An 11,586-nucleotide genomic window follows, 5' to 3' on the forward strand; every position below is an offset into this window, starting at 1 on the left:
ACAACGCCCTCCGCGGCCAGAGCCGCCGTGTCACCTACGCCTTCGACGGCACCCCCCTCCACGACGGCGACCAGCCCCGCATCGACCTCACAACCGCCCTCGTCACCCCCGGACACGACCTCGTCGTCGCCTTCCCACCCCGACCCCCACGACCACCCGACCCCATCCCCTTCTGAAATTTCCTGCTGGACTTTCGGCCACCCGCTGTCGATCGGGGTGTGGTTCGCTCGTCAGTGGAGTGAGGTCGCGTCCGCGACCTGTCGATACCGAAGGGGCACGACATGAGCAATCAGGCCACGACCACCACGACCACGGCTCCCACGACCACGGCTCTCACGACCACAACCACGACGACGCCTGGCGGCGAGCCGAGGGAGTACGTCGTCCTCATCGTCGGGGACCCCGACCGCTGGTGGACCTCCATGACCGACGAGGAGCGCCAGAACGGGTATGCCGTCTACGGCCGATTCTCGGAGCAACTCGCCGAGCGCGGGCACACCGTGACGGGCGGCGCCGAACTTCACGGTCGGGCCTCCGCCAAGTCCATCCCGACCGGTGGCGGGCCGGTCGTGGACGGGCCATTCGCGGAAAGCGTCGAGCATGTCGGCGGCTTCTACCAGATCGTGACCAGCGACCTCGACGACCTCCTCGACTGCTGTCAGCAACTGGCCGCCATCGGCGAGGGCATCGAGGTCCGCCCGGTCGTCACGGACGAGGAGCGCCAGTCATGACGCAGCGCTACCTCATCCTCCTGCCCGGGGACGAAGACGCGTGGGAGGCGCTGACTCGGGAGCAACGCGACACCGTCTATGCGCGACACGACGAGTTCGGCACCAAACTCCGCGCCAACGGTCACACGGTCCTCGGCGGCGCAGAGCTCACGCACTCGCGCGAGACCAAGCTCGTGCGGGCCGACGCCGAGGGCAACGTCGTCGTCAGCGACGGGCCGTTCGCGGAAACGACTGAGCAGTTGACCGGCTACTACGACGTCGAGACCGACAACCTGGACGATCTCCTGAGCCTCGTTGCGATCGTCGCCGGGCCCGACCACGCGTCGGCGGGAATGGGCGCCGTCGAGGTCCGCCGCGTCCCGACTGCCGAGGACCGAGAACCGTGAGGCGCTACCTGTTTCTCATTGCCTACGAGCCCGGAGGCTGGGAATCGGCCACGCCGGAGGAGCGCCAGGTCTACGTCGACGGTCACGAAGCGTTCCACCGGTTCGTCGATGCGCGCGGCCGCCGCATCAGCGGCGCGCCTCTCGCCGACGCGGATACCGCGACGACCGTTCGGCACACGCGAGTGACTCAACACGGTGATGCTCCAGCCGACACTCACGCCGACGCACAGGCCGTCGAGCGCGCGGATGCACGCCCGGGCGAAGGAGCGCGTGGGCGAGTGGTCGTCAGCGACGGACCGTTCGCGGAGTCGGCGGAGATGATCGGCGGCTACTACGACGTGGAGCTTCCCGATCTCGACTCCGCCATCGCGGCCGCGTCCCTCCTCCCACCGGCGTATGCCGTGGAGATCCGTTCCGTGGTCGAGCTCGACGCGCGCGGTGAGCGAGTGGGATGACGACACTCGAACGGGTCGTGCGCGAGGAGTGGGGGCGCCTGGTGGCCCTCCTCCTCGCGCAGTTCCGTCGCCTCGATCTCGTCGAGGACGCGCTGGCTGACGCCGTCGAGGCTGCGCAGAAGCGGTGGCCCGACGACGGTGAGCCCGACAACCCCAGCGGATGGCTCGTCACCACGGCCCGTCGTCGCATCCTCGACCGATTGCGGGCCGAGGCGATGGCCGCCCGCAAGGAGCCACTGCTCACCGTCGAGGCCGAGCGCAGACCGAAGGAGGGGGTCATGGCCGACACCGGCGACGTCGTCGACGACGATCTCCTGCGCCTCGTCCTCATGTGCGCGCACCCTGCGCTGCCACCCGAGGGGGCGAGCGCACTCTCCCTGCGACTCGTCATGGGTATCTCGACGGCAGACATCGCCCGCCTCTTCCTCGTGAGCGAGTCGACGATGGCGGCCCGCATCACCCGCGCCAAGAAGAAGATCGTCACGGCCGGCATCCCGTTCGCCATCCCCGGGACCGAAGCGATCGGTGAGCGGCTCGACGTCGTGGGCCACACGGCATACCTCGCGTTCACGGCCGGCTACGCGCCCGGGAGCGGACCCGACCTCCTCCGCGCGGAACTCGCGGGCGAGGCGATCAGGCTCGCCCGCGTCGCGCACGCGCTGCGACCATCCGACACGCTCGCGCACCTCATCGCGCTCATGGCTCTGCAGCACTCCCGCCGCGACGCCCGGATCGGCGACGACGGCGAGCTCGTCCTCCTCCCGGACCAGGACCGCGGGCGGTGGCACCACGACGAGATCGCCGACGCTCTGAGCCTGCTGGAGGCCACGGGGGCGGCGACGTCCGCGCTGTCCGAGAGCTATCGCCTCCAGGCGCACATTGCGGTGGAGCACGCCACGGCGCCCAGTGCCGCGGACACTCGATGGGAACGCATCGCGGACCTCTACGCGGAGCTCGAGACGATCTCGCCCTCTCCCGCCGTGCGTGTGGCGCGAGCCGTGGCCGTCGCCGAGGCGGACGGGCCGGCGGCCGGCCTCGAGTTGCTCGACGGTGTCGAGATGGCGGGTCACCGAATCCTTGCCGTGCGTGGCGAACTCCTGGCTCGAGCAGGTGAGGCGGAGGCGGCACGGATCGCGCTGCGGCAGGCCATTGCCGTGTGTGAGAACGACATCGAACGGCGCCACCTGGAGGTTCGCTGGGCCGATCTCGCCCCGGATGAACCCGCACAGGACACGTGATCGCAGTCACGCTTTGCCCCCAATAGCGCCCAATCCGCCCCGAATGCGGCGATCGCCTTCCGAGGATTCCTCGGCGACGGCGTCGTCTCCCGGGAGGTGAATCATGCAGCTGAGTGTCCCGCGCTCGGTCCACGCATCCGCCGTGACGGTCGCGGTCGCCGCCGAGCGTGGCGTGCCCCGGGACGTCACGCTGCGCGGCACCGGCATCACCTCCGAGCTCCTCGTCGACCCCGACGGTGAGGTGGTCCTCGAGCAGGAGGTCACCCTCGTCTCCAACATCGTCCGCGAGCTGGGTCACGTGGTCGGTCTGGGCGCTCAGGTGGGCATCCAGTACCCGGTGAAGACATTCGGTGTGCGGGGCTACGCCCTCCTCACCAGCCCGAACGTCGGGAGCGCACTGCGCACCGCCACGCGGTTCCTCGACCTGAGCTTCGCGATGAGTTCGTTCTCCCTCCGCGTGGTGGGTGACGAGGCTCGCCTGTACTACGACACGTCCCAGCTGCCCGAGGAGATTCGGTCCTTCGTCCTCGAGCGGGACGGAATGGCCACGCGACGCATCGAACTCGAACTCCTCGGCTACCTCCTCGACCTGCGCTACATCGACACCCAGGAGCAGGGCACGCCCGAGGACCAGGCGCTGCTGGAAGCCTTCCTCGGTGCGCCGGTGCGCATGAACGCACCGACGACCTTCGGCGCCTTCGACGCGGCCCTGCTCGAGGCACCGCTGATGCATGCCGACCCCGTTCGGGCAGAGATTGCCATCCGGGAATGTCGCGAACTGCTCCAGAGCAAGCGCGCGAGAGTCGGGTATGCCGGCGCCGTCCGTTCCGCTCTCATCTCCGGTCCGCAGCAGTGGGGTGACATCGTCGCCATCGCGGCGGGGTTGCACATCTCGGAGCGCACTCTGCAGCGTCGGCTCATCGAGGAAGGGACGTCCTTCTGCGACCTCGTCGCCAGCGTCCGGGAGGAGTTGGCGATGGAGCTCCTCGCGACCGGGATGCCGGTGGTCGACGTCGCCGAACGCCTCGGCTACGTCGAGGTGTCGAGCTTCTCCCAGGCTTTCCACCGGTGGCGCGGTGTGGCACCCAGTACCTACCGCAGCAGCGTGGGTGCAGCGCCGTTGTCGCGGCGGCACGCGACCCGTGGACGGTCCGCATCGCCGGCCAAGCTGTCGTCTTCGAGTATGTCCAGCGCGCGCCTACTGGTCAGTAGCGTTCGATCACCACCCTTGCTGGACCACTCCTGGAGGAGCAATGACGCTCTCCGCCGAGGCGTCGGCGCGCACTCGACAGACCGAGGCGGTCACCCCGCCCGGTCGCGTTCGGGCCGCCCGTCCCTGGCGTGACAACAAGAAGCCCCTGTGGGTGCTTGGGCTCGTCATTCCCATCCTGCCGTTCGTCGGCTGGGGCCTCGTCACGGTCACTGGCCAGGGCATCTTCTGGTTTGCCCCGACAATCGTCGTCTTCGTCGTCATCCCGCTGATCGACCTCGTCGCGGGCCTTGACCCGAACAACCCGCCGGACCACGTCATCGAGGCCCTCGAAGAGGATCGCTGTGGGAGGAGCTCCGGATCGGTGTCGTCCCTGCCGGGGTCCTCGTGACCGGAATGCTCGGCGTCTCGCTCGTGCACCGCGGCGACCTCGCCCTCGGTGGCGGCGACGTCATTGCCTTCGCCGTGGCCTGGGGCTGGCTGCTCGCCATGCTCGGACTCACCCTTTTCGTCGGTCTGGTCCTCGTGACTCAGCTACGCGAGCCGGGCTTCCCCCTCGCCGAGGTCGCGCCACTCCCCAAGCCCGTCGTCCCGCTCATCGCGCTGGAGGGTTCGGCGTTCCTCGGGCTCGGTCTCGGGCTCATCGTCCGGCCGGACTTCTGGGGAGAGCTCGTGCCGTGGTCGGTCTCGACCATCGACAGTCGTGCCCTTGGCGTCTGGTGTCTCACTCTGGGTGTCGCCCTCCTTCAGGCGCTCGTCGAGGCCGATCTGGACCGTGTTGGACCGGGACTGCTGGCGCTGACCTCGATCGGCACGCTCGGACTCATCGGCATGGCGTGGCACCACTCCGACATCGCGTGGGCGACGTGGACCGCCCCCATCGCCGTCGGACTGCTCGTGGGGTTGCTGGCCACCGGGGTCGTCGGGTCCGTCCTCCTGAGGCGGGCGCGAGCGGCGACCACCGCCTGAGGCGAGGTTGCTGACAGACGTGAGCGGACGGCATACACAGCCTCCCGGGCCGCCGGGGTCCGGGAGGCGGTGTATGCCGTCCGCGCGCCGTCGGCGCGGCTGTCCCGGGGCGAGAGTGTCTTCCTGAATCCGGGAGGCACCCCGCACGCGCCGTGCCACACTGCGGACATGGTGGGGTATCGGCGAATTGCCGCGGGGGTTGCAGCCGTCCTCATGCTCTCTGGTCTGACGGGCTGCACGGATGAGCCCGCAACCACGGCCGGCCACACGACGTCGGCATCGCCGGCCGCCCGGTCGGAGATCGAGCCCGTCCGCGTGTGGGAGCGCAGTGCCTTCCTGGCACAGGCCAACCTGGTCGGGGCGACATCGTGGATCTCGACCACCGACACCCCTGTGACACGCGCTGGCGCGTCCGTGCCGGGGCCGATGATCGCCTACGACGCCGCGACCGGTGAGCAGTCGTGGTCGACGCGGCCCCTGGGGGAGACCCCGATCTGTGCGATCTCTCCCAGGTACGACGGCGCGGCCGTCGTGGGCGTCCTGGGCGGCAAGGGGTGCGCAACGCTCGCCGGAGTCAATGTCGCAACGGGCGCGCTCCAGTGGTCGCGCCCCGTGAGTGATGGCGACAGGACGCTCCGGACGGGTGCTGGCGCGATCGTGCTCGGGGGTGGCGGCTCACTCGGGCAAGGGGATGGACCCCTCACATGCTTCGCCTCTGCCGACGGCTCGCCGGTGGCGGCTGGCTCTTCGGCGTGCACTGCGGCGGCGGCCGAACTGGAGTTGGTGCGCAGCGACGGAAAACCGGTGGTGCACAACGACTTCCGGGAGTTGGCTCGCCATGACGGCGTCGTTCTGGGGTGGCTCGCAACGGAGAGCGCGAGCCAGCTCTTCGCGTTCGACGAGAAGTCCGGAAGGCAGCTCTGGCAGCGGGCGCGGGTCAACGGCGAGACCGTCTTCGCCGACGACCGCGGGTTCGTCCGGGTGCTTCCCGAGGGCGCTGCGATGGCCCTCACCCGAGTCGACGGTCGCACGTGGTCTCCCGAAGGCACGCCGGGATCGGTGCCGGCGATCGAGTTCGTGGCGAGGTTCGACAACGTGGTCGTGTTCCTGCGTCCGGACTCAACCACGCAGGTTGGCTGGCTGACCGGCTACCGCCTCGACTGAGGGCAGTCGCGGCAGCCGTCGCGACTTCGGTCGAGTCGTGAGAGACCATCGTGTCGACGATCATGGCCGAGGCGGAGCAGCGCAGGAGTGCTCTGCCTGCACTCGTGCAAGGACGCGCCGGTTGCCGCCGGCGCCGCCCGCTGATCGAACCGTGACCACCACCCGAGGAGCCACCGTGGACTTCACCACCCTCAGCCACACCGTCGACGAGGGGGTCCTCACGGTCACCCTCGACCGGCCGGAGCAGCTCAACTCATTCACGACGACGATGGCCGACGAGCTCGAACGCACGTTCCGCGACGCCAACGAGCGCGACGACGTGCGCGGCATCATCGTCACCGGCGCCGGTCGGGCCTTCTGCGCCGGCATGGACCTGACGGCCGGCGGCAACGTCTTCGGACTCGACGCCAGCCTGCGTCCGGGATTCGACGACCTCGCGGACCTCGACGGCGAGTCCGCCCGAGCCGTCCGCGACACCGGCGGCCGCGTCACCCTGGCGATCCACGACTGCCGCAAGCCCGTCGTGGCGGCGATCAACGGCGCCGCCGTGGGAATTGGCGCGACGATGACCCTCGCGATGGACGCGCGTCTCGCCTCGGAGAAGGCCCGCATCGGCTTCGTCTTCGGCCGTCTCGGCATCGTCCCGGAGGCGTGCTCGTCCTTCTTCCTTCCACGCATCGTCGGTCTCGACAAGGCCCTCGATCTCATCCTGACCGCCGACATCCTCGACGCCCACGCAGCGCTGGACGTCGGGCTCGTGCGTGCCGTCCACGCGCCCGAAGACCTGCTTGCCCAGGCCCGAGCTCTCATCGACACCTGGACGCTCGGGCGCTCACCCGTGGGCGTCGCCCTCGCCCGCCAGCTCATCCTGCGCAACGCAGCAGCGTCGAGTCCGCTCGAGGCCCACTTCGCCGACTCGCTCGCAATGTTCTGGACGAGCATCGGCGACGGAGACGAAGGCGTGCACGCCTTCCTCGAGAAGCGTTCGCCGAACTACGGCTCCCGCGCCAGCGAGATGCCTCCGTTCTACGACGACTGGATCGCCCGCAGCAGCGCGCGACGCCTCAGCGACTGACGCCTCACAGCTTCGGGCTCGGTCGCTGGGCGACCTGCGTCAGTCCAGCAGCGCGTGGCGCTCGATGATCTCGTGGCGGCCGGGGCCGACACCGATCGCCGAGACGCGGGCACCGATGAGCTCCTCGACACGCAGGACGTACGCCTGCGCGTTCGCCGGCAGCTCCTCGAAGGTGCGGCAGCCGGAGATGTCCTCCCACCAGCCGGGCATCTCTTCGTAGATCGGCTGCGCGTGGTGGAAGTCGGTCTGGCCCACGGGCATCTCGTCGTGACGGACGCCGTCGACGTCGTAGGCCACACAGATCGGCACCCGCTCGAGTCCGGTGAGGACGTCGAGCTTGGTGATGACGAAGTCCGTGACACCGTTGATGCGCGTCGCGTAGCGGCCGATGACGACGTCGAGCCAGCCACAGCGGCGCGGGCGGCCGGTCGTCGTGCCGTACTCAGCACCGGTCTTGCGCAGGAACTCGCCGTTGTCGTCGTCGAGCTCCGTCGGGAACGGGCCCTCACCGACGCGGGTCGTGTAGGCCTTGAGGATCGCGATGACACGCGACACCCGGGTCGGCGGGATGCCCGAGCCGGTGCACGCACCACCCGCGGTCGCCGACGACGACGTGACGAACGGGTAGGTGCCGTGGTCGACGTCGAGCAGGGTCGCCTGCCCGGCTTCGAGCAGCACGTTCTTGTCCTCGTTGAGCGCCTGCTCGAGCACGAGCGCAGTGTCAGCGACCATGGGACGCAACCGGTCGGCATACGACAGAAGTTCTTCGACGACGCGGTCGACCTCGGCGGCGCGCGTGTTGTAGATCTTCACGAGCACCTGGTTCTTGAAGTCGAGTGCGGCCTCGACCTTCTGGCGCAGGATGCCCTCGTCGAAGATGTCCTGGATCCGGATGCCGACGCGATTCATCTTGTCGGCGTAGGTCGGGCCGATGCCGCGGCCGGTCGTGCCGATCTTGCGCTTGCCGAGGAAGCGCTCGGTGACCTTGTCGAGGGTGCGGTTGTAGGGCGCAATGACGTGCGCGTTGGCGCTGATGAGCAGCTTGCTCGTGTCGACGCCACGCTCCTCGAGGCCGTCGAGCTCCTCGAAGAGCACCTCGAGGTCGACGACGACGCCGTTGCCGATGATGGGGGTCACGCTCGGCGTGAGGATGCCGGAGGGGAGCAGGTGCAGGGCGTACTTCTCGAGCTTGCCGTCCTTCTCGATGACGACGGTGTGGCCCGCGTTGTTGCCTCCGTTGAACTTGACGACGTAGTCGACGTCCTCGCCCATGAGGTCGGTGGCCTTGCCCTTGCCCTCGTCGCCCCACTGGGCGCCGACCAGCACGATTGCCGGCATCTGGTGTCCTTCCCTGCACGGGGCGGACCCGTGCCTGCGTGACATGCGTGAGGCCCGTCGCGCGTCACGCGGCGGGCCCCGGGTGAGCCAACAGCCTATCGGGTATGCCGTCCGCCCACCGATCCGTTCCGCGTCACCGCGAGGACAGCGCCGAGTTGGAAGCGGGTGTCGACGCCGTGGACGGACATGAGCGCAGCGATGCGTCGGCGGACGGTGCGCAGCCCGATCCCGAGGAACCTGGCGATCGCCTCGTCCTTGAGTCCCATGCCGAGCAGCTCGATGAGGCGCTCGTCGCCGGGGAGGCTCGCGGCGAACGGAACGGCGTGCGCATGCTCCCAGGCGAGGTCGAAGTAGGCGGTGAGGGTCGCGATGACCAGTGGGTCGCGGACGAGCACGTATCCAGAAGTGAGATCCCCCCACCGCGCGAGGCCGACCGCGCCGACGTCGCCGAAGACGGCGAACTCCGAACCCACCTCGGGCAGGAGCCGCTGCTCCTCACCGACTCCGGCCCACGACCGCAGCCACTGCAGGCCCTGCGGGGTGTCGAGGACGCTCGCGGGATACAGCGTGCGCTGGACGTTCCCGGCGCTCACCCACTGCTGGCCGTCGCGCATCGTCGTGTCGTCCATGGCCGGACCGGCGTCCACCACCATGGCGACGTTGCGCAGAACGCCGCTGGCTTCGCCGAGGAGTCGCTGCACGACGGTGGGTGCGATCTCGTCACTGATCGGTTCGATGCCCTGGTTCGAGTGCGAGGGGCGGGACCGCTCGAGCCGGGTGAGGAGCTGCCGGACCTGACCGAGGTCGCGCAGGCGTTCCTCGATGCGTGAGTCCTCTCGATCGAAGTACTCCTCGAGCAGTCGAGCGGGGGCCACGAGGTCGCGGGAGGTATCGGTCATGACGACTCCAGAGCAAGAGAACTGGCAGGTTGCTGCCAATGGCATCTAAGTGTCTCAGAATTCGTTGTGCAGAGTGCATCATGGAGCCACGTTCATCCAGAGGTGGCAGGGGACACGCCTGGATGGGCAGCGCGCTTCGGCGCGGCGCTCCCTGGCAGGGGACACAGAAGGGCTCGGACCACCTGGTCCGAGCCCTTCTCGCTGTGCTGTGCCGCCGCTGCGGTGGGTGTGGGTGCTAGAGCCCCAGTTCGCGGGCGCCGGTCGTCGACGAGTCGCGCAGGAAGTCGGCGCAGCGCCGCTCCTCGTCGGTCTCACCGATCGCCCCGGCCGCGCGCGACAGTGCCGCGAGGGCGCGCAGGAAGCCGCGGTTGGGCTCGTGCTCCCACGGCACCGGCCCCTGACCGCGCCAGCCGTTGCGGCGCAGCGCGTCGAGGGCACGGTGGTAGCCCGTGCGGGCGAAGGCGTAGCCCTCGATCGTCCGGCCGTCCTCGAGGGCGTCCTCGGCGAGGGTCGCCCACGCGATCGGAGAAGCCGGGTATGCCGCCGCCACCTGGTCCGCGGCCACGCCGGCTTCCAGCCGGGCCGCCGCGGGATCCTCGGGCAGCTTCGTCTCGGGGATGCCGAGCAGGTTGTCACTCACTGTGCTGGTCCGTTCGCTCGTCGCCGGTGAGGGTTCGTCAGGCGTGGGTGCCGGCGGAGCGGAGGTTCTCGCAGGCCTCGACGACGCGACGGGCCATGGCCGCCTCGGCCTCCTTGCCCCAGGCGCGCGGGTCGTACTGCTTCTTGTTGCCGACCTCGCCGTCGATCTTGAGGACGCCGTCGAAGTTGCGCATCATCCACTCGGCGACCGGGCGGGTGAAGGCGTACTGGGTGTCCGTGTCGACGTTCATCTTGATGACGCCGTAGTCGACGGCGGCCGCGATCTCCTCGGCCGTCGAGCCCGAACCGCCGTGGAAGACGAGGTCGAACGGGCGTGCGTCGGCGCCCAGGCCAAGGGCCTCCGCCGCGGCCTCCTGGGCTGTCTTGAGGATCTCGGGGCGGAGCTTGACGTTGCCCGGCTTGTAGACGCCATGGACGTTGCCGAAGGTGAGAGCCGTCAGGTAGCGACCGTTCTCGCCCGCACCGAGGGCCTTGACCGTGGCCACCGCGTCCTCGGGAGTCGTGTAGAGCTGCTCGTTGATCTCGTTGTCGACACCGTCCTCCTCGCCGCCGACGACGCCGACCTCGATCTCGAGGATGACGTTCGCCTCCTTGCACAGGGCGAGGAGCTCCTCGGCGATCCGGAGGTTCTCGTCGAGCGGCACGGCCGAGCCGTCCCACATGTGCGACTGGAAGATCGGGAGACCGCCGGCCTTGACCCGCTCGGCGCTCGCGGCGAGGAGGGGGCGGACGAAGCCGTCGAGCTTGTCCTTGGGGCAGTGGTCCGTGTGGAGCGCGATGTTGACCGGGTAGTTCTTCGCGACCTCCTCGGCGTAGGCGGCCAGCGCCTTGGCGCCGGTGACCATGTCCTTGATCGTCGAGCCCGAGGCGTACTCGCCACCGCCCGTGGAGACCTGGATGATGCCGTCACTGCCGGCCTCGGCGAAACCGCGGATCGCGGCGGTCACGGTCTGGCTGGACGTGATGTTGATGGCCGGGTAGGCGAACGAGCCGTTCTTGGCCCGGTCGAGCATGTCGGCGTAGATCTCGGGGGTTGCGATGGGCATGGGGTCTCCTTTGACGGGCGAGCCGGATCGTTGCCGATCCTTCCACGGCGCCACGTGGTGGCAACACCGTGCCCAACTACCGGCCAGTCACCCAGGGTCGCGGGGATGGTCGGCCGCGCAACGGCAGCGTGGACGCGCCGACGCGGTGACGCCACGTCGAGGCGACGCGGACAATCAGGCCGATGCCGCCGCGGCCGACTCGCGAGCAACCGCTGCTGCGGCGTGGACCCCGCACTCCGAGGCCGAGATCGAGAAGCACAACACGAAGGAACTGCGTCGCCTCTCCCGCAAGCGGGCAGCGCGCCTCGCCAAGAGTCAGGCCGCCTGAGCGCACCAGCGCCACTGCGGTTCCTGCGGCGCCGTCCGAGTGTTCGGGCGGCGCCGCTGCATGCCACCGCGCCGGAGTCGCTCCGGT

Annotated in this window: 14 protein-coding genes; 10 read left to right on the forward strand and 4 right to left on the reverse strand. The window is 69.4% G+C overall.

The features are described 5' to 3' along the window. The first annotated feature begins 281 nt into the window (after window positions 1–281). From N803_RS16060 to N803_RS16100, 9 genes are all read left to right on the forward strand, one after another. The gene (locus N803_RS16060) at window positions 282–731 is read left to right on the forward strand and encodes a YciI family protein (protein ID WP_084764625.1); all 450 of its coding nucleotides are present in this window, start codon (window positions 282–284) and stop codon (window positions 729–731) included. Then, on the forward strand, window positions 728–1,117 hold the full coding sequence (locus tag N803_RS16065; protein WP_052112392.1) for a YciI family protein: 390 nt from the start codon (window positions 728–730) through the stop codon (window positions 1,115–1,117). The genes N803_RS16060 and N803_RS16065 overlap by 4 nt, the downstream gene beginning before the upstream one ends. Further along, a complete protein-coding gene (locus N803_RS16070) occupies window positions 1,114–1,572 on the forward strand; it encodes a YciI family protein (protein ID WP_035907201.1) in 459 nt (152 codons plus the stop codon). The genes N803_RS16065 and N803_RS16070 overlap by 4 nt, the downstream gene beginning before the upstream one ends. Continuing rightward, entirely contained in the window at window positions 1,569–2,810 is a 1,242-nt protein-coding gene (locus N803_RS16075) for an RNA polymerase sigma factor (protein ID WP_035907203.1), read from the forward strand. The genes N803_RS16070 and N803_RS16075 overlap by 4 nt, the downstream gene beginning before the upstream one ends. A gap of 103 nt (window positions 2,811–2,913) precedes the next feature. Then, window positions 2,914–4,155 carry an AraC family transcriptional regulator gene (locus N803_RS16080; protein ID WP_052112393.1) on the forward strand — a complete coding sequence of 414 codons (1,242 nt, stop codon included), beginning with the start codon at window positions 2,914–2,916 and terminating at the stop codon, window positions 4,153–4,155. Window positions 4,156–4,174: 19 nt separating this feature from the next. Continuing rightward, window positions 4,175–4,411, forward strand: coding sequence for a hypothetical protein (locus N803_RS16085; protein ID WP_156969832.1), 237 nt, complete (start codon window positions 4,175–4,177; stop codon window positions 4,409–4,411). Then, entirely contained in the window at window positions 4,408–4,989 is a 582-nt protein-coding gene (locus N803_RS16090; protein WP_035907205.1) for a hypothetical protein, read from the forward strand. The genes N803_RS16085 and N803_RS16090 overlap by 4 nt, the downstream gene beginning before the upstream one ends. A gap of 168 nt (window positions 4,990–5,157) precedes the next feature. Further along, a complete protein-coding gene (locus N803_RS16095; protein ID WP_084764626.1) occupies window positions 5,158–6,153 on the forward strand; it encodes an outer membrane protein assembly factor BamB family protein in 996 nt (331 codons plus the stop codon). A 175-nt stretch (window positions 6,154–6,328) separates the two neighbouring features. After that, the gene (locus N803_RS16100; protein ID WP_035907209.1) at window positions 6,329–7,228 is read left to right on the forward strand and encodes a crotonase/enoyl-CoA hydratase family protein; all 900 of its coding nucleotides are present in this window, start codon (window positions 6,329–6,331) and stop codon (window positions 7,226–7,228) included. 39 nt (window positions 7,229–7,267) lie between these two features. Here N803_RS16100 and N803_RS16105 read toward each other — a convergent pair whose 3' ends face one another. The 4 genes from N803_RS16105 to fbaA form a co-directional block, all read right to left on the reverse strand. Beyond that, window positions 7,268–8,566, reverse strand: coding sequence for an adenylosuccinate synthase (locus tag N803_RS16105; protein ID WP_035907210.1), 1,299 nt, complete (start codon window positions 8,564–8,566; stop codon window positions 7,268–7,270). 95 nt (window positions 8,567–8,661) lie between these two features. Continuing rightward, the gene (locus N803_RS16110; protein ID WP_035907211.1) at window positions 8,662–9,465 is read right to left on the reverse strand and encodes a helix-turn-helix domain-containing protein; all 804 of its coding nucleotides are present in this window, start codon (window positions 9,463–9,465) and stop codon (window positions 8,662–8,664) included. A 235-nt stretch (window positions 9,466–9,700) separates the two neighbouring features. Beyond that, window positions 9,701–10,105, reverse strand: coding sequence for a DUF3151 domain-containing protein (locus tag N803_RS16115; protein ID WP_035907214.1), 405 nt, complete (start codon window positions 10,103–10,105; stop codon window positions 9,701–9,703). Window positions 10,106–10,142: 37 nt separating this feature from the next. After that, the gene (gene fbaA, locus N803_RS16120; protein WP_035907216.1) at window positions 10,143–11,171 is read right to left on the reverse strand and encodes a class II fructose-bisphosphate aldolase; all 1,029 of its coding nucleotides are present in this window, start codon (window positions 11,169–11,171) and stop codon (window positions 10,143–10,145) included. Window positions 11,172–11,316: 145 nt separating this feature from the next. Between fbaA and N803_RS16125 the strand changes: the two genes are divergently transcribed. After that, window positions 11,317–11,499 (forward strand): hypothetical protein, encoded by a 183-nt coding sequence (locus N803_RS16125; protein WP_035907218.1) that lies wholly within the window; start codon window positions 11,317–11,319, stop codon window positions 11,497–11,499. Window positions 11,500–11,586 lie beyond the last annotated feature (87 nt).

Origin of the sequence: Knoellia subterranea KCTC 19937 (assembly GCF_000768685.1) — a bacterium.
GTDB classification, from domain to species: domain Bacteria; phylum Actinomycetota; class Actinomycetes; order Actinomycetales; family Dermatophilaceae; genus Knoellia; species Knoellia subterranea.

What these genes read in the sequence shown, in the direction of transcription:
- N803_RS16060 (WP_084764625.1), top strand. Translation starts at nt 282, where the DNA reads ATGAGCAATCAGGCCACGACCACCACGACCACGGCTCCCACGACCACG.
- N803_RS16065 (WP_052112392.1), top strand. Translation starts at nt 728, where the DNA reads ATGACGCAGCGCTACCTCATCCTCCTGCCCGGGGACGAAGACGCGTGG.
- N803_RS16075 (WP_035907203.1), top strand. Translation starts at nt 1,569, where the DNA reads ATGACGACACTCGAACGGGTCGTGCGCGAGGAGTGGGGGCGCCTGGTG.
- N803_RS16080 (WP_052112393.1), top strand. Translation starts at nt 2,914, where the DNA reads ATGCAGCTGAGTGTCCCGCGCTCGGTCCACGCATCCGCCGTGACGGTC.
- N803_RS16095 (WP_084764626.1), top strand. Translation starts at nt 5,158, where the DNA reads ATGGTGGGGTATCGGCGAATTGCCGCGGGGGTTGCAGCCGTCCTCATG.
- N803_RS16105 (WP_035907210.1), bottom strand. Translation starts at nt 8,566, where the DNA reads ATGCCGGCAATCGTGCTGGTCGGCGCCCAGTGGGGCGACGAGGGCAAG.
- N803_RS16110 (WP_035907211.1), bottom strand. Translation starts at nt 9,465, where the DNA reads ATGACCGATACCTCCCGCGACCTCGTGGCCCCCGCTCGACTGCTCGAG.
- fbaA (WP_035907216.1), bottom strand. Translation starts at nt 11,171, where the DNA reads ATGCCCATCGCAACCCCCGAGATCTACGCCGACATGCTCGACCGGGCC.